This is a genomic window from Mariniflexile sp. TRM1-10 (assembly GCF_003425985.1).
Lineage (GTDB): Bacteria > Bacteroidota > Bacteroidia > Flavobacteriales > Flavobacteriaceae > Mariniflexile.
In genome coordinates, this window is the sequence record NZ_CP022985.1 from 2,420,034 (window position 1) to 2,445,258 (window position 25,225).

At 35.4% G+C, this 25,225-nt stretch carries 19 protein-coding genes; 12 read left to right on the plus strand and 7 right to left on the minus strand.

Features of this window, described 5'->3' with window-relative positions:
• Positions 1-194: 194 nt before the first annotated feature.
• Positions 195-494: an isoamylase early set domain-containing protein gene (locus CJ739_RS10240; protein ID WP_117174973.1), complete on the plus strand. Its 300-nt coding sequence runs from the start codon at positions 195-197 to the stop codon at positions 492-494.
• A gap of 293 nt (positions 495-787) precedes the next feature.
• Positions 788-2,095, plus strand: coding sequence for an IS110 family RNA-guided transposase (locus tag CJ739_RS10245; protein WP_117172209.1), 1,308 nt, complete (start codon positions 788-790; stop codon positions 2,093-2,095).
• A gap of 132 nt (positions 2,096-2,227) precedes the next feature.
• On the opposite strand, the gene CJ739_RS10250 is transcribed toward CJ739_RS10245, so the two are convergent.
• From CJ739_RS10250 to CJ739_RS10270, 5 genes are all read right to left on the minus strand, one after another.
• Positions 2,228-3,082, minus strand: coding sequence for a thymidylate synthase (locus CJ739_RS10250; protein ID WP_117174975.1), 855 nt, complete (start codon positions 3,080-3,082; stop codon positions 2,228-2,230).
• Between the two features lie 162 nt (positions 3,083-3,244).
• Positions 3,245-4,768, minus strand: a complete 1,524-nt coding sequence (locus CJ739_RS10255) for a NupC/NupG family nucleoside CNT transporter (protein WP_236951647.1) — start codon at positions 4,766-4,768, stop codon at positions 3,245-3,247.
• Between the two features lie 24 nt (positions 4,769-4,792).
• Positions 4,793-5,416, minus strand: coding sequence for a bifunctional nuclease family protein (locus tag CJ739_RS10260; RefSeq protein ID WP_117174977.1), 624 nt, complete (start codon positions 5,414-5,416; stop codon positions 4,793-4,795).
• Positions 5,417-5,699: 283 nt separating this feature from the next.
• Entirely contained in the window at positions 5,700-6,659 is a 960-nt protein-coding gene (locus tag CJ739_RS10265) for an electron transfer flavoprotein subunit alpha/FixB family protein (RefSeq protein WP_117174979.1), read from the minus strand.
• Positions 6,660-6,780: 121 nt separating this feature from the next.
• Positions 6,781-7,527: an electron transfer flavoprotein subunit beta/FixA family protein gene (locus tag CJ739_RS10270; RefSeq protein WP_117174981.1), complete on the minus strand. Its 747-nt coding sequence runs from the start codon at positions 7,525-7,527 to the stop codon at positions 6,781-6,783.
• A 159-nt stretch (positions 7,528-7,686) separates the two neighbouring features.
• Here CJ739_RS10270 and CJ739_RS10275 point away from each other — a divergent pair, with 159 nt between their 5' ends.
• Entirely contained in the window at positions 7,687-8,664 is a 978-nt protein-coding gene (locus CJ739_RS10275; RefSeq protein ID WP_117174983.1) for a pyruvate dehydrogenase complex E1 component subunit beta, read from the plus strand.
• Between the two features lie 66 nt (positions 8,665-8,730).
• Positions 8,731-11,229, plus strand: a complete 2,499-nt coding sequence (locus tag CJ739_RS10280; RefSeq protein ID WP_117174985.1) for a DUF5686 and carboxypeptidase-like regulatory domain-containing protein — start codon at positions 8,731-8,733, stop codon at positions 11,227-11,229.
• Here CJ739_RS10280 and CJ739_RS10285 read toward each other — a convergent pair.
• Both CJ739_RS10285 and metK read right to left on the minus strand, forming a co-directional pair.
• The gene (locus CJ739_RS10285; RefSeq protein WP_117174987.1) at positions 11,226-11,819 is read right to left on the minus strand and encodes an HPP family protein; all 594 of its coding nucleotides are present in this window, start codon (positions 11,817-11,819) and stop codon (positions 11,226-11,228) included. The genes CJ739_RS10280 and CJ739_RS10285 overlap by 4 nt on opposite strands.
• 108 nt (positions 11,820-11,927) lie before the next feature.
• Positions 11,928-13,181 (minus strand): methionine adenosyltransferase, encoded by a 1,254-nt coding sequence (metK, locus tag CJ739_RS10290; RefSeq protein WP_117174989.1) that lies wholly within the window; start codon positions 13,179-13,181, stop codon positions 11,928-11,930.
• A gap of 657 nt (positions 13,182-13,838) precedes the next feature.
• Between metK and ilvD the strand changes: the two genes are divergently transcribed.
• The 8 genes from ilvD (at position 13,839) to CJ739_RS10330 (ending at position 25,224) form a co-directional block, all read left to right on the plus strand.
• Positions 13,839-15,524 carry a dihydroxy-acid dehydratase gene (gene ilvD, locus CJ739_RS10295; RefSeq protein ID WP_117174991.1) on the plus strand — a complete coding sequence of 562 codons (1,686 nt, stop codon included), beginning with the start codon at positions 13,839-13,841 and terminating at the stop codon, positions 15,522-15,524.
• 109 nt (positions 15,525-15,633) lie between these two features.
• Positions 15,634-17,367 carry a biosynthetic-type acetolactate synthase large subunit gene (gene ilvB / locus CJ739_RS10300; RefSeq protein WP_117174993.1) on the plus strand — a complete coding sequence of 578 codons (1,734 nt, stop codon included), beginning with the start codon at positions 15,634-15,636 and terminating at the stop codon, positions 17,365-17,367.
• Between the two features lie 201 nt (positions 17,368-17,568).
• A complete protein-coding gene (gene ilvN, locus CJ739_RS10305) occupies positions 17,569-18,102 on the plus strand; it encodes an acetolactate synthase small subunit (protein ID WP_117174995.1) in 534 nt (177 codons plus the stop codon).
• A gap of 15 nt (positions 18,103-18,117) precedes the next feature.
• A complete protein-coding gene (gene ilvC, locus CJ739_RS10310) occupies positions 18,118-19,593 on the plus strand; it encodes a ketol-acid reductoisomerase (protein WP_117174997.1) in 1,476 nt (491 codons plus the stop codon).
• Between the two features lie 73 nt (positions 19,594-19,666).
• Positions 19,667-20,932, plus strand: a complete 1,266-nt coding sequence (gene ilvA / locus CJ739_RS10315) for a threonine ammonia-lyase IlvA (RefSeq protein ID WP_117174999.1) — start codon at positions 19,667-19,669, stop codon at positions 20,930-20,932.
• Between the two features lie 367 nt (positions 20,933-21,299).
• Positions 21,300-22,892, plus strand: a complete 1,593-nt coding sequence (locus CJ739_RS10320) for an NADP-dependent glyceraldehyde-3-phosphate dehydrogenase (RefSeq protein WP_117175001.1) — start codon at positions 21,300-21,302, stop codon at positions 22,890-22,892.
• A gap of 496 nt (positions 22,893-23,388) precedes the next feature.
• Positions 23,389-24,006, plus strand: a complete 618-nt coding sequence (locus CJ739_RS10325; protein WP_117175003.1) for a GNAT family N-acetyltransferase — start codon at positions 23,389-23,391, stop codon at positions 24,004-24,006.
• A gap of 42 nt (positions 24,007-24,048) precedes the next feature.
• Positions 24,049-25,224 (plus strand): argininosuccinate synthase, encoded by a 1,176-nt coding sequence (locus CJ739_RS10330; RefSeq protein ID WP_117175005.1) that lies wholly within the window; start codon positions 24,049-24,051, stop codon positions 25,222-25,224.
• The last annotated feature ends 1 nt before the right edge of the window (position 25,225 follow it).

Below are 25,225 nucleotides of genomic sequence, written 5' to 3' on the forward strand. Positions count from 1 at the left end.
TGAAAATCAACAATAAACAAAGATTTTGTATTGATAATAATATAATTAATGTGCTTTAAATATTGTTAAGTTTAATTTTTTATGAATTGATATTATTAAATTGATAATTCTTTGTTGTTTAGTGTCTTAAAAGCCCGTGCCTCAGTAATTGTTTTATAAATTTGCAGTATAAACAACACAAAAAAATATTAATTATGGCCATTACAAAACAATATTTAAAAAGTAAACCAGTTTGTAAAGTAACTTTTTCAATACTGGCAGAAGATGCTGAAAAGGTGTCGGTTGTAGGAAGTTTTAATGAGTGGGATGCTGAAGCAACCCCGTTAAAAAAACTAAAAAACGGAATTTTTAAAACTACTTTAGATTTAGATAAAGATAATTCTTATGAGTTTAAATATTTAATAGACGAAACAGTGTACGCTAACGATGATGCTGCCGATGGTTACGTGTGGAACGATTTTGCTTCTGCCGATAACAGCGTAATAAATGTTTAGTTAAATCCTTAAATTAAACGAAAGAGGCTGTCTAAAAAGTCCTTTAAATTTAATTTGTCAGGTTGAGACTTTTGTTAAAGTTTTTAACTAGCGAATGCGATGACGTATTTTGTGCAAGTTTAACAAAAAGTCACAATATTTCCGAGGCACAGCGTAGTGTTTATATACCTGTGGTTGAGTATGGTTTTCAGAAAATAGGGGTAGCGATTATGGTGCTTATTTATAATAATGCCCGAATGGTAGTCTAGCAAGCATAAAAATTTTCTGGGTGTGATTTTAAAAAATAATGTAGGATGAAAAAAATCAGGAAAAACGCAGGAGGGATCGATATCGGAGCCAAAAAAATCTTCATAGGTCTTGAAGATAAGGAGGTTCGCAGTTTTGATACCTTCACATCAGATCTGGAACAGGCGGTATCTTACTTAGAGGAAAACAATGTAACCTCAGTGGCCATGGAAGCCACGGGAGTGTATTGGGTCATCCTCTATGATATATTGAAGGCAAGAGGCATCGATGTATGGTTGGTGGATGGCAGGAGCACAAAACAAGTTCCAGGCAGAAAGACCGATGTAAAGGACTGTCAATGGATACAGCAATTGCACAGCTATGGTTTGTTGAACCGTTGTTTTGTTGCAGATGAACTGGTACATGAACTAAGGAGCTATCAACGCCTGCGCGAAGATCACATCCGTAGTGCTGCTATGCATATTAACCATATGCAAAAAGCACTGACCCTGATGAACGTTCGGCTAAAAGAAGTTCTGGACCAAGTTCACGGGGTAAGTGGATTGAAAATAATCAGGGCGATCTTAAAGGGCGAAAGGGATCCCGGGGTTTTGGTAAAGCTATGCCATGGGAGTGTGTTGAAAACAAAAAAGGAACTGATCCTTAAATCCTTGAAAGGGCACTACAATGAAGCAGGGCTATTTGCTTTGGGCCAAGCAGTGGTGTGCTATGATTTTTATCAACAACAAATTGCCGGTTGTGATCTGAAAATGGAAGAAGTCCTTAAAAAGATGGGGGCAAACCGGCCTAAAGTATCAAATAAGGCAACTCCACGAAAAAACGTGAGGCACCACAAACCAAATATAGAAGGAATGGACCGTTATCTATTGCAAATATTTGAAGGCAAAGATGCTACGGTCCTACCCGGTATAACAGATTATAATTGGATGCAGCTCCTATCGGAAATAGGGACTGATTTACATAAATGGAAAACAGAAAAGCATTTTACTTCCTGGTTGGGACTGGCGCCAAAACAGCACCATTCGGGCAAGATGAAAAAAAACTATAAGGCTAAAGGACAACCAAAGGCCGGCCTGATATTTAAGCAAGCGGCCACGAGCCTGCTCAACAGCAAGAAAATTGCATTGGGTGCTTTTGGCAGAAAGATAAGGGCAAAGAAAGGGGCATCACCGGCAATAAAGGCAATGGCAAGAAAACTGGCAGAGCTCTATTGGAAGCTATTTGTTAAAGGACTGTCATATGTAGAGAAGGGAATCAAAGATTATGAGGAGAAGATCTTGTTTAATAAACAAAAGAACATTATGAAAATGGCAAGAGAACTTGGTTTGTCAATTAGCTATAAAACAGCGGTTTAGCAAATACGTCAATGGTAGCTTGTCGAAACCGATATTGGTTACCAGTAAGTTAAAATATTTCGACAAAGCCTGTGCTGAGCTTGTCGAAGTGCTCAATATGACATAGAACTAGACTTTTTAGACAGCCTCTTTTTAAATAGCAACAATGCCTTTTATATGCGGATGTGGGTTATAATCAACCAAAGTAAAATCTTCAAAAGTAAACTCGAAAATATCTTTTACTGCAGGGTTTAAAATCATTTTAGGAAGTGGTCTTATATCTCTAGAGAGTTGCAATTCTAACTGCTGATAATGATTACTATAAATATGAGCATCTCCAAAAGTGTGAATAAATTCTCCTGCTTCATAGCCGCAAACCTGTGCCACCATCATGGTAAATAAAGCATACGATGCAATATTAAATGGCACTCCAAGAAAAATATCGGCACTGCGTTGATAGAGTTGCAAAGATAATTTTGGTTTAGCATTTGCACCTGCCTCGGGAGCTGGAGGACTTACATAAAACTGAAAAAATGCATGGCATGGTGGTAATGCTGCTTTACCATTAGCTACATTTTCACTAAACGATTTAGACGTATCTGGCAATACCGATGGATTCCAAGCCGAAACCAACATGCGTCTGCTGTTTGGGTTTTTCTTTAAAGTGTCTATAACCTCTTTAATCTGGTCAATTTCATCACTATTCCAGTTGCGCCATTGGTGACCGTAAACGGGCCCTAAATTACCATGTTCGTCAGCCCATTCATTCCAAATACGCACACCGTTTTCGGTTAAATATTTAATATTCGTGTCACCTTTTAAAAACCAAAGTAGTTCATAAACGATCGATTTTAGATGCAGTTTTTTTGTAGTAACCATGGGAAACCCTTCACTTAAATCGAATCGCATTTGGTATCCGAAAACACTTTTAGTACCAGTGCCTGTGCGGTCTCCTTTTTCATTACCATTCTCTAAAACGTGTTTTACTAAGTCGTGATATTGCTTCATCCCATCTTCCGTCTTCCCAAAGGGAAGAAACTCTTTAAATTAAACTTAAATTTTATGAGGTTAAAAATAGAAAAAGGAACAGAAACTTATTCCCAATATCTTAAAATATATTACAAAGTTATTAACTAATATTGAAAAGATTCCTGCCTTCGCAGGAATGTATTACCCAATAATCATGCCTGCAATAGTAGCCGAAACTAAAGAGGCAATGGTACCACCAAGCAATGCTTTCATGCCAAATTGCGATAAAGTTTTACGTTGCCCTGGTGCTAGGGAACCAATACCGCCAATTTGAATGCCTATAGAAGCAAAATTAGCAAAACCACATAGCATATAAGTAGCCATGATTACTGATTTTTCGTAGTTTAAATGGGTAGCATTAGCCATGTCTTTTAAGTCTCGAAGTTGAATGTAACCTATAAATTCGCTAGCAGCTATTTTTATGCCAAGTAGTTGTCCCATCATCATCATATCTTCTTTGGCTACACCTATTAGCCACATTAATGGTGCAAAAGCATAACCTAAAATAAGTTCTATCGAAAGATTTTGATATCCCGTATTATTTACTACCCATTCATTTAGGGTAGAAATATCACCTATCCAACCTAGAATACCATTGAACATGGCTATAAATGCGACAAAAACCAAAAGCATAGCACCAACATTTACAGCTAGTTTTAAACCTTCGGTAGTTCCATTAGCAATGGCATCTAAAAAGTTAGAGCCAATTTTTTCCTGGGAAACCGCTACATCGGTATTTATATCTTCAGTTTGGGGATATAATATTTTAGAAACAATAATAGCGCCAGGTGCAGCCATAACCGATGCCGCTAAAAGATGTTTAGCGTAAAAAAGTCTTAGTAAAGGGTCGTCTCCACCTAAAAAGCCTATATATGCAGCCAATACAGCTCCAGCAGCGGTTGCCATACCTCCAATCATAACCAAAAGCATTTCAGATTTGTTCATTTTTTCTAAATAGGCTTTAATTAAAAGCGGTGCTTCGGTTTGACCTAAAAAAATGTTTCCAGCAACGCTTAAGCTTTCGGCACCAGAAACTTTTAAGGCTTTTGAAAGTAACCAAGCCATAGCTTTTACTACTTTTTGGATGATTCCTAAATAAAATAAAACGGAGGTTAAAGCTGAAAAAAATATGATAGTAGGCAATACTTGAAAAGCAAAAATAAACCCGAAAGTGTCCATATCGACTACCAATCCTTCAAATAGAAATTTGCTGCCTGCTCGCGTAAAATCTAATACGCTTACAAAAAGCCCTCCCACAAATTCGAAAATAGATTTAATAAATTCAACTTTTAAAACACCAATAGCTATTAGAAGTTGAAAAGTGAGCCCAATACCAACAATTTTCCAATTGATGGCTTTGCGGTTACTGCTAAATAAAAAGGCAATAAAAATTAAAGAAACCATGCCTAAAGCGCCTCGCCAAAGACTGCTTGTTGAAAAACCTTGACTTGGTATGATGATAGCTGTCTTTAAAGTGGTCGTTCCTGTTTGGGTTTCCGGTGTATTAACTTTTAAGGAATCAACAGTGTGATGTTGTGATGAGAGTACGGCTGTTTTTGTGTTTAAAACCGTATCTTGGAAGGTGGTCTTATCTTTGTCTTGTGCAGCTATTGATGATGTAAATACTAATAAAATAAGCGCAATAGACAAAAATATTTTTTTCATATAAATATGGAGTAATTTTGTGCTTTATTCTCGTTTTGAAATTTCGTCACGAATATGTGCTGCCCTTTCGTAATCTTCATTAGCAACGGCTTCGTCTAATAAAATATGTAATTCTTGGAGTGTTTTTCCTTTGAAATTTTCGCGTGGTGCATTGGGTTCAAGTTCATTGGCAATTAACTCGTCCATTAAAACACTGTCTTGAGCATCTTCCTCTTCATTCTCTTTTTTCGGGTTAACCTTTAAATAAATACCAGCTTTATCAAGTATGTTTTTATAAGTGAAAATAGGCGCATCAAAGCGTAGTGCCAAAGCAATGGCATCGCTGGTTCTGGCATCTATAATTTCTTCGATTTTATCGCGTTCGCAAATTAAACTGGAGTAAAAAACACCATCAACCAATTTGTGAATAATCACTTGTTTAACGACTATGTCGAACCTATCGGCAAAATTTTTAAATAAATCGTGAGTTAATGGTCTTGGTGGTCGAATTTCTTTTTCTAGGGCAATAGCAATGGATTGCGCCTCAAAAGCACCAATAACAATGGGTAATTTTCGGTCGCCATCTACTTCGTTTAAAATCAATGCGTAAGCGCCGTTTTGGGTTTGGCTATAGGATATTCCTTTTATATTTAATCTTACTAAACTCATAAATTTATGAAAACGCAAAGAACTGTTTAAATTAGGACTTTACCAACTGCAAAAGCAGATTTAAAAATATAATGCTAATCTAAGAGACTGTTTAAGTTTTATCCTTTGGTTCTTTTATGTGCCTTTTTCCGCCATACTTCAGCTATTTTTCGGTTCGTAGCTATGGCTATGAACCTCAAAATACCTTCGTCTAACGAAAAAATACCCTATAAAATATTCCAAAAACAAAATTTAAGCAGTCTCTAAGCAGTTCTTTAAACAATACAATTTATAAAAAAATAATTTATTGTTGCGCTTTAAAGGCTTTTAATTTTTCAATAAGCTCTGGTACTACCGTAAAAGCATCACCAACAACGCCATAATCGGCTGCTTTGAAAAATGGAGCGTCAGCATCGGAGTTTATTACAACTTTTACTTTTGAAGCGTTAATGCCTGCTAAATGTTGAATAGCACCTGAAATTCCAATGGCAATATATAAATTGGCAGCCACAGGTTTTCCGGTTTGCCCCACGTGCTCACCATGAGGTCTCCAGCCTAAGTCTGAAACCGGTTTAGAGCATGCTGTTGCAGCACCTAAAACAGAAGCTAATTCTTCAACCATACCCCAATTTTCTGGACCTTTTAAACCGCGACCACCAGAGACAACTATTTCGGCATCAGCAATACTTACTTTGTTTGATGCTTTATCAATCGATTCTACTTTAACACCTAAATCTGAAATTACAGGCGAGAAATCTTCCGCAGAAGCGTCACCACTTTTTTCAACCAACCCAAAAGAGTTGTTGGAAACACCAACAATTTTTACATCGGTATTTATGGTGGTCATTTCAAAAGCTTTATTAGTGAAAGCAGTACGTTTTACTGTAAAAGGCGATGTACTTGAAGGTGCATTAATAACGTTTGAAGCATAGCCTGCATTTAACCTAACAGCTAAAAGTGGTGCTAAATATTTGCTATTAGCACTAGAACTTAAAATAATAATTTTTGAAGCTTCTTGTTCTGCCGCCTGTTGTATGGCTTCGGCATAGCCTTTTGCATTAAACATATCTAATTGTGTATTTGATACATTTAAAACTTTATCAACACCATAATTTCCTAATTCCGATGTGTCATTGGCATTTATAGTTATAGCTGTGACTGTAGTGCCTAATTGGTCAGCAACCGCTTTGGCGTAAGAAGCCACTTCAAAAGCTGTTTTTTTAAATTTTCCTTGTTCTGATTCTGTATATACTAAAACTGACATATATCTATTATTTTTTCATTCCCACGAAAGTGGGAATCTCATGATTTTATATTAAATTTATAATTTATCAAGCACCAAATTCCAATTACTCAGTCTTGGATTTGAAGTTTGTCTATCGGCTTTAAATAACTTTTGCTTCGTTGTGAAGTAAGTTTATTAATTCGTCTAAATTATCTGGAGACACTAATTTTACCGCACCCTTTGGAGCTGGCTTTTCAAATTTTACAGAAGTTGTTTCGTTATTTGCGTCAACAGGTTCTAAAATCGTTAAAGGTTTTTGACGTGCCATCATGATTCCTCGCATATTTGGGATGCGTAAATCGCTTTCTTGAACCAGACCTTTTTGCCCACCAATGACTAATGGTAGGGACGTTGATAAGGTTTCTTTTCCACCATCAATTTCTCTAATTGCTTTTGCTGTGTCTCCATCAATTTCTAAACTAATGCAGTTGTTTACAAAATTAGCGTCAATCAATCCTGCAATCATGCCAGGTACCATACCTCCATTATAATCAATAGATTCACGACCAGCAATGACTAAATCGTATCCACCATTTTTTACCACATTTGCTAATTGCTTAGCCACCGAAAATCCGTCAGTAGCAGCAGTGTTTACACGTATAGCTCCATCGGCACCAATAGCCAAGGCTTTGCGTAAGGTAGGTTCTGTTTCTGCGCCACCTACATTAACAACAGTAACATGGGCGCCTTGCTTTTCTTTAAACCACATGGCACGTGTTAAACCAAACTCGTCGTTTGGGTTTATTACAAATTGCACGCCATTGGTGTCAAATTTTGTATCGCCTTCAGTAAAATTAATTTTAGATGTGGTGTCTGGAACATGACTAATGCACACTAATATTTTCATAATTATGATGTATTAAATAAGTATAGATTTATTGAGGTTACGAAGTTAATTATTTTATTCCGAATATTTGTTATGCGTGCATAATAAATTTTAAATAATTCTTTTAAAAAGGTAAGTCATTTATTGTTATTTTTGCAACTCGATTAAAAAAAATATTTAATGAAGACAATTCAATTTAGGGAGGCTATTTGCGAAGCTATGAGCGAAGAAATGCGTAGAGATGAAAGCATTTACTTGATGGGTGAAGAGGTAGCAGAGTATAATGGTGCCTACAAGGCATCAAAAGGAATGTTAGATGAATTTGGGCCAAAGCGTGTAATCGATACACCAATTGCAGAGCTAGGTTTTGCAGGAATAGCGGTAGGGTCGACTATGACCGGAAACAGACCAATAGTAGAGTATATGACCTTTAACTTTTCTCTTGTTGGTATTGACCAAATAATAAATAATGCAGCAAAAATCAGACAAATGTCTGGTGGGCAATTTAAATGTCCTATTGTTTTTCGTGGACCAACAGCATCTGCTGGACAATTAGGAGCAACACATTCGCAAGCTTTTGAAAGTTGGTTTGCTAATACACCTGGTTTAAAAGTAGTGGTACCATCAAATCCATACGATGCAAAAGGCTTGTTAAAGGCAGCAATTCGTGATGATGATCCAGTTATTTTCATGGAAAGCGAGCAAATGTATGGTGATAAAGGCGAAGTGCCAGAAGGTGAGTATATATTGCCTTTAGGCGTTGCTGATATTAAACGTGAAGGAACGGATGTTACTATTGTTTCTTTCGGAAAAATCATCAAGGAAGCCTATAAAGCAGCTGATGAATTAGAAAAAGAAGGTATTTCTTGTGAGATTATCGATTTACGTACAGTGCGCCCTTTAGATAAGGAAACAATTTTAAAATCGGTTAAGAAAACCAATAGATTGGTGATTTTAGAAGAAGCATGGCCTTTTGGAAACGTTTCAACAGAAATTACATATATTGTACAATCGGAAGCATTCGATTATTTAGATGCGCCAGTTGTAAAAATCAATACTGCCGATACACCAGCACCTTATTCACCAGTTTTGTTAGCAGAATGGTTACCAGACAGTAAGGAGGTTATTAAAGCTGTGAAAAAAGTATTATATATATAAAACAACAATTTTTACGTTATATAAACTTCATTAGCGCAATTTGTTAATGAAGTTTTTTTTTGTACTATGAACCCAAAGCTACTCTTTACATTTTTTCTCTTCGGAATTATTTCCACTTCCACATTCGCACAAACCAAAGTAAGTGGTTATGTGCTTGATGAAGACAATCAACCTATTTCATTTGCCAACGTTATATTCAAAGGCTCAACACAAGGTACCATAACCGATGAAAACGGTAAGTTTTATATGGAATCTACCGATACTTGGAATGCATTAATAGTGTCTTTTTTAGGTTATGAAACTTTAGACATTCCTTTGACAAAAAAGGTGAATTACGAATTAAAATTCATACTTAAAGAAGCTGCAGCAGAATTGGACCAAGTGTTTATTGTGGCCGGAAAACAATCTAAAAAGAACAATCCAGCGATTGATTTACTTCGGAAAATATGGGAACATAAGCGTAAAAATGGTTTAAAACATTTCAAGCAATACGAATACAACAAATACGAAAAAGTGGAATTCGATATTAATACCATCGATAGTGCTCTTATAAAAAGCAAACTATTTAGAGGGATGGAATTTGTTTTTAACGAAGTAGATACGTCTAATGTTACTGGTAAAACCTATTTGCCCATATTTATTAATGAAGCCGTTTCAACAGTGTATGGAGACAACCTTCTTAATAAAGAAAAAGAAGTTTTAAAGGGAAATAAAAATTCCGGATTTAGTGATAACCAAATAATAATTGACTTTGTCGATGATTTATATTCAGATTATGATGTGTATGATAATTACCTGAGGTTTTTCGATAAGAGTTTTGTAAGTCCGTTGTCAAGAACAGGAATAAACACCTATAATTATGTATTAAAAGACAGTGCATTTATAGATAATAAATGGTGTTACAATATTATATACTATCCACGCCGTAAAAACGAGCTTACTTTTAAAGGTGATTTTTGGGTAGCCGATACCACCTATGCTATTAAAGAAATAAAACTTCAAGCCTCAAAAAGTGCTAATATTAACTGGGTAAAAGAAATTTATATTGAACAGGAATTTGAAGTTTTAAACGATTCTATTTTCCTTGTAAAGCGTGATTATATGATGAGTGATTTTGCTTTTAATAAAAAGGAAAAATCAAGAGGTGTGTATGGTAAGCGAACAACCTTATACGATAATTATAAATTTGATATTGAAAAGAACAAGAAGTTTTATGAAACAGAGGTTTATAATTACGACAAAGACGTGTACGACCGTGACGATAGCTTTTGGTCAGAAAACCGTTTGGAAGCTTTAAATAAAGACGAAAAAGGTGTTTACAAAATGTTAGACACTTTAAAAACCGTAAAAAAGTTTAAAAGACTTTATAATTTAGGAAGCATTTTAGCGTCGGGATATATTGAGTTCAATGAATTGCCTTTAGATTATGGGCCTATTTTCTCCACTTTTGGTTTTAATGAAGTTGAAGGCATGCGTTTGCGTGCAGGAGGACGTACATACTTTGGGAAAAATGACTTGTGGCGTTTGGAAGGATTCTTGGCCTATGGTTTTAAAGACGGTAAATTTAAGTATGGCATTTCAGGAAAATGGCTATTAGATAAAAAAAATCGCTTAATTATTTCTGGAGGAAACAGGCGTGATGTAGAGCAAACAGGCGCTAGTTTAACAACCAGTACCGATGTTTTGGGCAGAAGTTTAGCATCTTCGGCAGTAATTGGAACGGGTTCAAACGATAAACTAACCTCCATAAATTTAACCAGCTTAGCGGTTGAATTAGAACCTTGGAGAAATCTTGTTTTTAGATTTGGTGCAAATTACAGAACTTTAGCATCGGCATCACCAACCTTTAGTTTGGATTATAATACGCCAACAGGTATTGAATCTGAAATCAAGCAATACGAATCTACTTTTTCTGTATCGTATTTTCCAAAACGAAAAATGACAGGTTTCGGTGTCGAACGCCTTCATGCCAACGATGATTATGCTAGTATTTTTGCACAAATAAGTCGTGGAGATAAAAGTTTGTTCAGTAGCGATTTTAATTATACCAAAGTTCAGTTTTCATACATACAACCTATGCAAGTAGGCGGTTTTGGAAGGCTAACGACCACCATAGAAGCAGGTAAGACTTTTGGGGAAGTGCCTCTGGGATTGCTAAGTCCCATTCCAGGAAACCAGTCGTATTTTTCAATTTATAATACCTTTTCTCAGTTGGATTTTTACGAGTTTGTTTCCGATACCTATACGTCGCTGCAATTAGAGCATAATTTTAACGGACGTTTCTTCTCTAGAATTCCGTTTTTAAGAAAATTGAACTTACGTGAAATTGTAGGCATTCGTGGTGTTTGGGGTGAAGTGTCCCAAGAAAATAAAGATTTAAATGCTTCAAGCTTAATTTATCGAGCACCAAGCGATAAAATGTATTACGAATACAGTTTTGGAGTTGGTAATATTTTTAAAGTGTTTAGAATAGACTTTAATTTTAGAGGCAATTATTTAGATGAAGTTGAAAACCCTAATGCCCGTAAATTTGGTGTTACGGGGTCTTTTGGCTTTCATTTTTAGAGACTGTTTAAATTTTTTCGCTTGAGAAATCTTTTAATAAAACTATTTGTTGGATAGCTTCTGTGTGCTGTTGTGTTATTAAATACTAACGCCACTATGAATAGAATTAGTGTGCCTGTTAATACTGGAGAAAACACATACATATAGCCTAGTGATTTTATTTTTTCAGTGCCAATAACTGCTATTAAAGCTGTAGCGCCTCCTGGTGGATGAAGTGTTTTTGTGAATTGCATAAAAACAATGGAAAGCGAAACGGCAAGTGGTGCGGTTACCCATATAGTGTCAGGAAAAAGCTTAAAAACCGTTACGCCTATAATGGCTGATATCAAATGGCCGCCAATTAAATTTCTTGGTTGTGATAATGGACTTTCTATGGCACCATATATCAATACACTTGACGCGCCAAAAGATCCAACTAAAAAGGTGTTTTCCAGTTTAGGTAAGAAAAGCGATTGCATAAAAGCAATTAAGCCAATGCCAAAAAAAGCACCAATAAAAGACCAAAAATGTTCCTTGAAATCTATTAAGGTTTCTTTGTAGATTACATATTTGGAGATCCGGATGGTTCTACTGATTTTTTTCTTTATCATTTAAGCTATAATTATTTTTCAAATTAAAACGAAATGTAATTTTTTTTTGAAAAAATAAACCTTGTAAAACGAATTACAAGGTTTGTGTATGTTTTATATAAAAAAGGTTTACAACCCGAAAGCTTCCTTTACTTTATCTACATAGTCTAATTTTTCCCAAGTAAATAGTTCAACATCCAATGTGATGTTTTCGCCATTTGGTTGGCTAAATGTTTTGGTAACCGTTTCGTTTTTACGTCCCATATGTCCGTACGCAGCGGTTTCGCTATAAATTGGTGCGCGTAGTTTTAAGCGCTCTTCAATGGCATACGGGCGCATATCAAAGATATTAGAAACTATTTCGGCAATTTCACCATCCGTCATATTAAAAGGGCACGTGCCATACGTATTAATGAAAATACCCATAGGCTCTACCACACCAATAGCATAACTTACCTGTACCAAAACTTCATCAGCAACTCCTGCAGCTACTAAGTTTTTGGCAATGTGTCGCGTAGCATAGGCTGCACTACGGTCAACCTTACTTGGGTCTTTTCCAGAAAAAGCACCGCCGCCATGCGCCCCTTTTCCACCGTAAGTGTCAACAATAATTTTGCGCCCTGTAAGTCCGGTATCTCCGTGTGGACCACCAATTACAAATTTACCCGTTGGATTTATGTGGTATTTGATGTCGCTATTAAATAACACTTGTATGCTTTCTGGTAATTTAGAAACCACACGAGGTATTAAAATATCAACGATGTCTTTTCTAATTTTAGCAAGCATGGTGTCATCATCAGCGAAATCATCGTGTTGTGTGGAAATCACAATGGCATCAATACGCTGCGGAATGTTGTCATCGCTATATTCAATAGTTACCTGACTTTTAGAATCGGGTCTTAAATAGGTAATGTCTTTGCTTTCGCGACGTAAATCGGCTAGTTCTTTTAAAATTCTATGCGATAAATCTAAAGCCAATGGCATGAAATTTTCGGTTTCATTGGTAGCGTAACCAAACATCATACCTTGGTCGCCCGCACCTTGCTGCTCTTTAGTAGCTCTGTCTACCCCGCGGTTTATATCATCCGATTGTTCATGTATAGCCGAAAGTACCCCGCACGAATTGCCATCAAACATATATTCGCCTTTCGTGTAGCCAATGCTGTTTATAGTATCTCTAGCAATTTTTTGAACATCTAAATAGGTATGTGATTTTACCTCACCAGCAAGAATGACTTGCCCTGTTGTAACAAGCGTTTCGCAAGCTACTTTCGAGTCCTTATCGAATGCTAAAAAGTTATCAATTAATGCATCACTAATTTGATCTGCTACTTTGTCTGGGTGTCCTTCAGAAACACTTTCAGAAGTAAATAAATACGCCATTTTTATATTTATGCGGAAGATTTGACGATAACGTCGAAGGAAGTTTACACTGCCTTTAGCATTTTTACTTGTGCTGAACTTGTTTCGGTCTCTCTTATTAGATGAGTAAGAAATAAGTTTAGTACAAAGAGGTTGCAATCAGTCAAATCTTTCCTCTATTATTTGTGGTGCAAAAGTAAAAAAATAAAAGTAAAAGCAAATTCTTTTTTGCTTTTTTAACTAATAAGTTGGCTATTACATTTTAATTTTAAATATTTGCTTTTTAAAAATGAATAAACAACTATTAAATAGCATTTCTGTCAATGTCGTTGTGATTATTTCGCATCGATAGGAAGGCTTATTTATAAACGATAGTAATTATTAAGAGCCTTCTGTAAATGGAAGGTTTTTTTATGGATTATTTTTCAATTTTGAACATCATAGAAATAATAGATTAAGTTGTTGTAAAACAGTTGTTTAAATTATTTTTAAAGCTTATGGATTTAACCTTGGAAATATAAAAAACACGCTGTATAAAAACCTAATAAATTATTTTCGGGGTTTATTTACAGATTATAGAATTTTTATTAAAAAATTATAGAATTTTTATTAAAAATCTTAAATCATTAATAGAATAAATAAATAAAAAGACAAAACGCAAAATTATCTGCAATAAAGATGAAAGAACTTAATAAATATAGTAGTAGATTAACTCAAGATGTATCTCAACCAGCATCTCAAGCCATGTTATACGCCGTAGGTCTGACAGATGAAGACATGCAAAAAGCCCAAGTAGGTATTGCAAGTACGGGGTATGATGGCAACCCATGTAACATGCACTTAAACAATTTAGCTTCAGAAGTGAAAATAGAGTGTAAGATAGCTGGTTTAGTTGGTTTAGGATTTAATACTATTGGAGTTAGTGATGGGATATCTATGGGGACTTCTGGTATGAATTATTCTTTGGCCTCAAGAGATATTATTGCAGATTCGATAGAAACCGTTATGCATGCACAAAGTTATGATGCTCTTATATCGGTGGTTGGTTGTGATAAAAATATGCCAGGAGCGGTCATCGCTATGTTGCGTTTAAATCGCCCATCAATAATGATGTATGGTGGTACCATCGCATCAGGAAAATATAAAGGAAGAAAACTTAATATTGTTTCAGCTTTTGAAGCTCTGGGGCAAAAAGTTGCAGGTGAGATTGATGAAGAAGAATATAGGGAAATTATAAAAAGCGCTATCCCAGGAGCGGGGGCATGTGGAGGTATGTACACCGCAAATACAATGGCTTCAGCAATAGAATGTATGGGCTTTGCATTACCGTATAATTCTTCTATACCGGCAGAAAACCCTAATAAATTATCAGAAAGCGAAAGAACGGCCATAGCCATTAAAAATCTTTTGGAATTAGATTTAAAACCTTTAGATATTATTTCTAAAAAATCTATTGAAAATGCCATTGCACTTGTAAATGCGCTTGGAGGTTCTACAAATGCTGTTTTACATTTCTTGGCCATTGCCCATGCAGCAGATATTGAATTTACTTTAGAGGATTTTCAACGTGTTAGCGACAGAACGCCTTTAATAGCCGATTTAAAACCTAGTGGAAAATATTTAATGGAAGATGTTCACGGTATAGGAGGAACACCTGCAGTAATGAAATATTTATTAGATAATGGCTATCTACATGGCGACTGTTTAACAGTAACAGGAAAAACGTTGGCAGAGAATTTAAAAGATGTTGAGCCGCTTAAGTTTGAAAATGACCAGGATGTTATTTATCCAAAAGACAAAGCATTAAAATCTTCTGGTAACCTCCAAATTCTTTATGGAAATCTTGCTGAAGAAGGCGCCGTGGCTAAAATTTCGGGTAACGAAGGATTGTTATTTGAAGGAAAAGCAGTGGTGTATGATGGTGAGCAAGCTGCAAATACAGGGATTTCAAATGGTGAAGTAGAAAAAGGTGATGTGGTAGTCATTCGTTATGTAGGTCCTAAAGGAGGTCCAGGAATGCCAGAAATGTTAAAACCAACATCTCTAATTATGGGAGCAGGTTTAGGGAAATCCGTAGCTTTAATTACAGACGGACGCTTTTCTGGAGGTACCCACGGATTTGTTGTAGGTCACATCACGCCAGAAGCTCAAGAAGGTGGAACTATAGGGTTGCTAAAGACCGGAGACAGCATTAGGATTAGTGCGGAAGACAATTCAATTAATGTGCTTCTTTCAGATGAAGAATTAGCAGAAAGAAGATCACAATGGGTTGCCCCAGAGTTAAAACATAAAAAAGGAATTTTATATAAATATGCAAGATCGGTATCATCAGCTTCAAAAGGCTGTATTACTGATGCATTTTAATTCCTGCGAAGGCAGGAATCTCATGTCACCCCGGAAATACCTGAAATAAAATATTTTTTATTTCAAAGGAACAAGTGAAAACTTGTCGAAAGGTTAAAATAAGATAAACATGAACACACAAACAGCAAATAAAAAACAAGAAGTGGCACAAGAAACCATACGTATTACAGGAAGTGAAGCCATTATAAGGTGCTTAATAGCAGAAGGAGTTGATATTCTTTATGGATATCCAGGAGGTGCTATTATGCCAGTTTATGATGAGTTATATAAATTTAGGGACCAAATTCATCACGTATTAACACGTCACGAACAAGGTGCTGCACATGCAGCGCAAGGTTTTGCACGTATTTCCGGTAGAGTTGGTGTTGCCATGGCGACTTCGGGACCAGGCGCGACTAACCTTATTACGGGGATTGCCGATGCGCAAATAGATTCTACGCCGTTGGTGTGTATTACAGGACAAGTGTTTTCACATTTATTGGGAACAGATGCTTTTCAAGAAACCGATATTATTGGTATCTCTACACCTGTTACGAAGTGGAATCATCAAATTACTAAATCTTCCGAAATTCCAGAGGTTTTAGCGAAGGCTTTTTATATAGCTAAAAGCGGCCGCCCAGGACCAGTCTTAATTGATATTACAAAAGATGCACAGGTAGGCGAGTTGGATTTTAAATACGAAAAATGCACAGGTGTAAGAAGTTATACGCCCGTTCCTAAAACAAATCCTGAATCGCTTTCTGCAGCAGCCGAATTAATTAATTCTGCAAAGAAACCATTCATAGTTTGGGGTCAAGGTGTTATTTTAGGTCAAGCAGAAAACGAATTAAAAGCTATTATAGAAAAGGCTGGTATTCCTGCTGCGTGGACTATTTTGGGGGCTTCGGCGTTGCCAACATCGCATCCATTAAATGTAGGTATGGTAGGGATGCACGGTAATTATGCACCAAATATGTTAACGAACGAGTGCGATGTGCTTATTGCTATTGGGATGCGTTTTGACGACCGTGTAACAGGAAGTTTAAATACCTATGCCAAACAAGCTAAAATCATTCATTTTGATATTGACCCAGCTGAGATTGACAAAAATGTAAAAACAGATGTTGCTGTTTTAGGCGATTCAAAAGATAGTTTAGCTAGGTTGTTGCCTTTATTAAACGAAAATAAACATACCACTTGGTTACAGAAATTCAAGGATTTGTACGCTATTGAATTTGAAAAAGTTATAAAAGACGATATTTCTCCAGTTAAAGAAGGTTTGACCATGGGAGAAGTATTAAAACAAATAAATATAGAAACTAAAGGCAATGCAGCTATTGTGTCCGATGTAGGGCAACATCAAATGATTGCGTGCCGCTATTCTGAATTTAATGTGACTAAAAGTAATATTACTTCAGGTGGCTTAGGAACTATGGGCTTTGCACTACCAGCGGCCATTGGTGCTAAAATGGCGGCTCCAGATAGAGAAGTGGTGGCTATTATTGGTGATGGTGGTTACCAAATGAATATTCAGGAATTAGGCACTATTTTTCAACAGAAAGTACCTGTAAAGATTGTGGTATTAAACAATGAATTCTTAGGAATGGTGCGTCAATGGCAACAGTTGTTTTTCGATAAACGTTATGCGTCTACCGAAATGACAAACCCCGATTTTGTAACCATTGCTAAAGGCTATTATATAGAAGGAAAACGTGTAAAAAAACGTGAAGAACTTGCTGCAGCGATTAAAGAGATGATTGCTTCCAAAGAGTCATATTTCCTTGAGGTTTGTGTGGAAAAAGAAGATAATGTATTTCCAATGATACCTTCAGGAGCATCGGTTTCAGATATCCGTTTAAGTTAGGTAGCTATTAGAAAATAGACAAAAGAATAAAGAATATAGAGTCAAGAACCAAGAGTCAAGAACCAAGAGAGCAGAATATGTCTTTTCTCTTTTTCTCTACTCTTTTATCTTAAAAATAAAGAATGAAGAACCAAGAATAAAGAACCAAGAGAGCAGAATACATCTTTTCTCTTTTTTCTCTAATCTTTTATCTTTTTAAAAATGAACGAAGAAATAAAAACATTCACGATTTCAATTTATACCGAAAATAACATTGGTTTATTAAATCGTATATCAGCTATTTTTCAACGCAGACATATTAATATTGAAAGCTTAACAACCTCGCAATCAGAAATTGAAGGTGTAAACCGTTTTGTGATTGTTGTGAATATTACAGAACCTCAAGCCAAAAAAATTATTGGTCAGTTTGAAAAACAAGTAGAAGTTATAAAAGCCTATTATCATAAAGATGAAGAAACTATTTATACCGAGTCTTGTATGTTCAAAATAAAGTCGGCTTTATTATTTGAAGAACCTCAAATTCAAAATATAATTAAAGAAAGTAATGCTAGAATTGTTACCGTAAACAAAGAGTTTTTTGTACTGGAAAAATCAGGAAGAAGAAATGAAATTGAATCTTTACGTAGGGATTTAAATGTTTTTGGCATTATGCAATTTGTTCGTGCAGGACGTATTGCCGTAACAAAAGATGAAATGAAAGTAACAGAAGTGCTATTGGCCTTCAATAATCAATAATAACTAAAATTAAAAATGGGAAATTATTTTAACACACTATCGTTAAGAGATAAATTAACTCAATTGTCTAAATGTAGATTTATGGACTCTTCAGAGTTTGAAGATGGTGTAAACGCTTTAAAAGGTAAAAAAATTGTTATCGTAGGGTGTGGTGCTCAAGGTTTAAATCAAGGGTTGAACATGAGGGATTCTGGATTGGATATTTCTTATGCATTACGTGCTGAAGCCATTGCAGAAAAACGTAAATCATTTGTAAATGCATCAGAAAACGGATTTAACGTTGGAACTTACGAAGAGTTAATTCCAACAGCGGATTTAGTGTTAAACTTAACACCAGATAAGCAACATACAAGTGTCGTAAAAGCGGTCATGCCTTTAATGAAAAAGGGCGCAACATTATCGTATTCTCACGGTTTTAATATTGTTGAGGAAGGCACGCAAATACGTGAAGATTTAACGGTTATTATGGTGGCACCTAAATGCCCGGGAACTGAAGTAAGAGAAGAATATAAAAGAGGTTTTGGTGTGCCAACACTTATAGCGGTACACGAAGAAAACGATCCAGAAGGAAAAGGTTGGGCGCAAGCAAAAGCTTATGCTGCTGCAACTGGTGGTGATAGAGCTGGTGTATTAGCATCTTCTTTCGTTGCTGAGGTGAAATCAGATTTAATGGGAGAGCAAACGATTCTTTGTGGGTTGTTACAAACAGGATCTATTCTTTGTTTCGATAAAATGATTGAAAAAGGAATTGATGCTGGATATGCTTCAAAATTAATTCAGTATGGTTGGGAGACTGTTACAGAAGGTCTTAAATATGGTGGTATTACCAATATGATGGATAGACTTTCTAACCCAGCAAAAATTAAAGCTTTTGAATTGTCTGAAGAATTAAAAGACATCATGCGTCCATTATTCCAAAAACATATGGATGACATTATGGAAGGAAGATTTTCTAGCGGTATGATGGCAGATTGGGCTAATAATGATAAAGATTTATTAGGATGGAGAGCAGCAACAGCCCAAACAGCATTTGAAAAAACACCTGCTGGAAATGTTGAAATTTCAGAACAAGAATACTATGATAACGGTGTGTTAATGGTCGCTATGGTAAGAGCAGGCGTTGAATTAGCTTTTGAAGCTATGACAGATTCTGGTATAATCGATGCATCTGCTTATTACGAGTCGTTACACGAAACGCCACTTATTGCTAACACGATTGCAAGACGTAAATTATACGAAATGAACAGTGTTATTTCTGATACTGCTGAATACGGTTGTTATTTGTTCGATCATGCTTGTAAGCCATTATTAGCAGATTTTATGAAGAAAATCGATACCGATGTTATTGGTAAAGCGTATGCTAAAGACAATGGTAAAGCAGTAGATAATGCAAAATTAATTGCTGTAAACAAAGCATTAAGAGAACACCCAGTTGAAAAAATAGGGTCTTTCTTAAGGGCTTCTATGACGGCTATGAAGCCTATAGTATAGTAATAGTAAATAAAGTTAATTTTTTAGACCTACAAGGTTTTCAAAACCTTGCAGGTCTTTTAAAAACCCATTAATGAACAAGGAGAAATACACATATTTTCCTAGTATTAAAGATGTAAAAGTAGCTGCCGATATCATTCAAAAAGTATCGGCAGTTACGCCTTTAAGCCCTAGCTTTAGATATTCAAAACAATTTGAAGCGACTATTTTATTGAAACGGGAAGACCTTCAACAGGTACGCTCGTATAAAATTAGAGGGGCATATAATAAAATAAGTTCGCTTACTGCGGAAGAATCCCAAAAAGGCGTAGTTTGTGCCAGTGCAGGTAACCATGCTCAAGGTGTTGCGTTGTCGTGCAAACTATTAAAAATTAAAGGGTCTATTTATATGCCTGCACCAACACCCAACCAAAAAGTGGAGCAGGTTAAAATGTTTGGTGAAGATTTTATTGAGATTAAACTTATTGGCGATACCTACGACGATGCATACCATGCAGCCATGTTGGAATGCGAACAGCAGCAAAAAATATTCATCCATCCTTTCGATGATAAAAAGGTTATTGAAGGACAGGCAACCATAGCTCTGGAAATTTTAGAGCAAACAAATGTTCCTATCGATTATGTGTTTGTTGCAGTTGGTGGTGGTGGATTAGCAGCAGGTTTATCAACTGTTTTTAAAGAATTATCACCAAGCACAAAAATTATTGGAGTAGAGCCTGATGGTGCACCCTCTATGCTAACTTCAATAAAGAATAACAGAAATACTACTTTAGAACATATTGAAAGATTTATTGATGGCGCAGCTGTTAAGCGTGTTGGAGATTTAACATTCAATATCTGCAAAGAAAATCTTCATGATATGATTACGGTTCCAGAAGGTAAGGTATGTGAAACTATTTTGGAACTTTACAATAAAGATGCTATTGTAGTCGAACCTGCTGGCGCATTAAGTATTGCGGCTTTAGATTTTTATGCTGAAGATATTAAAGGCAAGCATGTCGTTTGCGTAGTAAGTGGGAGCAATAACGATATTACGCGTACCGCGGAAATAAAAGAACGTGCCTTGTTATATGCCAATTTAAAACATTATTTCATTGTACTGTTTCCGCAGCGTGCCGGTGCTTTAAAAGAATTTGTGGTCGATATTTTAGGCCCCAATGATGATATTACCCACTTTCAATATACCAAGAAAACCAATCGTGAAAATGGCTCCGCGGTAGTGGGCATTCAATTAAAATCGGCAGCCGATTTAGAACCATTAATTACCAAAATGAAACAACGTAATTTTTATGGCGATTATCTAAACAATAAACCCGATTTATTTCAATTCTTGGTTTAAATCTTGGTTTAAATCTTGGTTTAAATCTTGGTTTTATTTTTTTGATTCAGTGGGCGAAAACGTTTGAGTTTTATGCATTTTCCTTGCATGTAAATAATACGTTAAGAATTTCATATTTTTTTAGGAGGACTTCCTTTTTTAAAAGTGATTGTGCTAAAATATGGGTATATTAGCATTAGAAACTGTTTAAGTTTTGTTTATTGATGCTTTTTTGAATTATTTTTGGGTCAGATGAGGCGGATTTTTTTTTAATAGTAGAGCTATTAGAAAAAAAAATTCAACGAAATATGGGTCAAAAAGAAACAAAAAATGGCTTTTAGATAAAATTTAAACAGTTTCTTGGCTTTTAACGATATAATTTTAAAAAATGAGTACGACTTTATTTGAAATTCCAGAACTATATAAAATACATACATTGCTTCATCAAACCACCTATTTAACCAATGGGGAATTAATTGAATGGAAGGGTGAAACCGCTGAGGTGTATTCAACAATATCTTCAACACCAGACTATAAACCAACGTTGTTGGGAACCATTCCGCAATTAGGCGAGAAAGAAGCTTTGGAGGTGCTGAATTCAGCATTAACAGCTTACGATAAAGGTCAAGGTTTGTGGCCAACTATGAAAGTAATTGATAGAATTGCTTGCATGGAGAAGTTTGTGGAGCAAATGAAAACCAAAAGAGACGTTATCGTAAAACTTTTAATGTGGGAAATCGGGAAAAACCTCCCCGATTCACAAAAAGAATTTGATAGAACGGTCGATTATATTTACGATACCATTGAAGCTTACAAACAAATTGATAGAGATTCTGCTAAATTTGAAAAAAACGATGGTGTATACGCACACATTCGCAGAGGACCATTAGGTGTTGTGTTATGTTTAGGACCTTACAATTACCCGCTAAACGAAACATTTACCTTGCTTATTCCAGCATTAATAATGGGAAATCCTGTCATTTTTAAACCAGCAAAATTAGGGGTTTTATTAATTTCACCACTTTTAGAAGCCTTTCAAAATAGCTTCCCAAAAGGCGTTGTAAACGTCATTTATGGTCGTGGACGTGTATTGGCAACCCCAATTATGAAATCTGGTAAAATAGATGTGTTGGCGTTAATTGGTAACAGTAAATCAGCAAATGCCTTGCAAGCGCAGCACCCTAAAGGAAATAGATTACGCATGGTTTTAGGTTTAGAAGCTAAAAACCCAGCCATTGTATTGCCCGATGCCGATTTGGATTTAACGGTTGAAGAATGTATTGCAGGAACGTTGTCTTTTAATGGACAGCGTTGTACGGCACTTAAAGTAGTGTATGTGCACGACTCTGTTGTAGATGAATTTAACAAACGTTTTACGGCAAAAGTTGATGCGCTTAAATTTGGGAATCCTTGGGAACCTGGAGTGAAATTAACACCCCTTCCAGAAGTTGAAAAACCAGGGTATATTAAAGAATTAATTGCCGATGCTTTAGAAAAAGGAGCAACTATATTAAATGAAAAAGGTGGCGTATTGACCGATAATTTTATTTTTCCAGCGATTTTATATCCTGTTAATACAGACATGAAAGTGTATAGTGAAGAACAATTTGGACCTGTAATTCCCGTAATTCCATTTTCAGATATTGAAGAGCCTTTGCACGATATGGCAGAATCTAATTACGGACAACAAGTAAGCTTGTTTGGGAAAAACATTGAAACCTTATCGCCTTTAATAGATACATTGGTTAATTTAGTGTGCCGTGTTAATTTAAACAGTTCTTGCCAGCGCGGACCCGATGTGTATCCATTTACAGGTAGAAAAGATTCTGCATTTGGTACATTAAGCGTTCATGATGCATTACGCTCATTTTCAATTAGAACCTTTGTGGCATCAAAAGATAACAGCTACAATAACACCATCTTAAAAGAATTGTTAGATAAGAAAACATCTAACTTCATTAGCACCGATTATATTTTGTAATTAGAGCTATTTTGATAATATGAACGTATTTAAACGTGTTCAATAAATTTCATTGAATAATATTTTTAATTATTCAATGAAATTTATTAAAAATGAGTTATTTATAATAAAAAGAATATGAAAAAGTAAATATTAATAATTTTTTTAAAAAAGTATTTGCTTTTTTTACTTTGTATTAAATAAAATTATAGTTTTACATTATGAAAACTTTAAAAAATAAAATACGTTGTTCTATACCCGGTTTGCCAGCGCGCCGTCGCCGCCGCTTTTAATCTTATTGTAGTAGCAAAACCCAAACGTAATTTTAATTTTTTTCTTAGTGTACAAAATATCATTTATAGCATTTCAAAATTCGGTTAGTTATTTAATTAACAAGCGTTTCTTTGGCTATATTTTTCCTCGTCGCCCATAAGGGTGTTTACTTCAATTTAAGAACTAGGGGAGTCCGGTTCATCAAAAAAAATAACTCTAACTTTTAATTCATTTTAAAATTATAATGGAAATTGTAATTGCCGATATATCACATTCTAAATACGCAGAAATTATTTGCGAAACTATTGCAGAATCTGCCGCTGTTAGAGGCACGGGTATTGCCAGAAGAACACCCGAATATATAACAAAGAAAATGGTAAACGGAAATGCCGTTATTGCTTTAGATGGCGATACGTTTGCAGGCTTTTGTTATATTGAACTTTGGGGTCATGGTAAGTTTGTAGCCAATTCAGGTTTAATTGTTCATCCCGATTATAGAGGTGCTGGTTTAGCAAAAAAAATTAAGCATAAAGTATTTAAGCATTCAAGAACCAAGTTTCCCGATGCAAAAGTGTTTAGTATTACGACCGGTTTAGCTGTAATGAAAATGAATACGGATTTAGGGTATAAGCCCGTACCGTTTTCAGAACTAACCGACGATCCAACCTTTTGGGATGGCTGCCAAACCTGTAAAAACTATGATGTTTTAACACGTACCAACCGAAAAATGTGTTTGTGTACAGGGATGTTGTACGACCCAAAGGATAAAGATAAAAGTGAACCTAAAAAAATAAAAGAAAAGGTTTTTAATAGATTAAAACATATTAAAGAAACCATGTTTTTAAAAAAAGATAAAAAGTAAAAATGATTTCCGCCTTCGCGGAAATAAAAAAAATGATTTTCAATGAAAAAATTAGTAATAGCATATAGTGGCGGATTAGACACATCATACTGTGCCGTAAGTTTATCTAAAAAATTTGATGTACATGCGGTGAGTGTAAATACAGGTGGATTTACAAAAGCCGAAATAGAGCATATAGAATCGAATGCCTACAAAATGGGTGTTTCAACCTATAAAAATATTGATGCTGTAGCGACATTTTATCAAAAAGTAGTGAAGTATTTAATTTTTGGTAATGTGCTAAAAAACAACACCTATCCGCTTTCTGTTAGTGCAGAACGTATTATTCAAGCTATCGAAATAGTTGAGTATGCTAAAAGTATAGGAGCCGAATATATTGCACATGGTAGTACAGGTGCAGGAAACGACCAAGTGCGTTTCGATATGATTTTTCAAACATTGGCTCCGGAAATTCAAATCATTACGCCAATTAGAGATGAAAAATTAACCAGACAAGAAGAAATTGACTATTTAAAAGCCAATGGGATTGATATGTCTTGGGAAAAAGCAAAATACTCGGTTAACAAAGGACTTTGGGGTACCAGTGTTGGAGGCTCTGAAACCTTAACCTCAGATAAACCATTACCAGATAGCGCCTACCCTTCGCAATTAAAACATGCTGAAGATGAAAAAGTAAAATTAACTTTTGAAAGAGGCGAGTTGGTTGCTGTAAACGGTATTGAAAATGACCCTGAAATTAATATTGAAACCTTAAATAACTTGGCTAAAGCGTACGCTATTGGTAGAGATATTCACGTGGGCGATACGATTGTTGGTATTAAAGGACGTGTTGGTTTTGAAGCACCTGCGGCATTAATTACCATTAAAGCGCATCATTTGTTAGAAAAACACACGCTTACGAAATGGCAATTACAGCACAAAGAATATTTAGCGAGTTTCTATGGCATGCATTTACACGAAGGGCAATATTTAGATCCAGTGATGCGTAATATTGAAGCTTTTTTACAAAGCAGTCAAGACATGGTAACTGGTGATGTGTTTGTAACATTAAAACCATATCATTTTAATTTAGATGGCATTAGTTCTGAACACGATTTAATGAATGCAAAGTTTGGTAGCTATGGTGAAGAAAATAGAGGTTGGACAGCAGATGAAGCTAAAGGGTTTATAAAAATCTTTGGAAATCAAAATAAAATATATCATCAAGTAAATTCTTAAA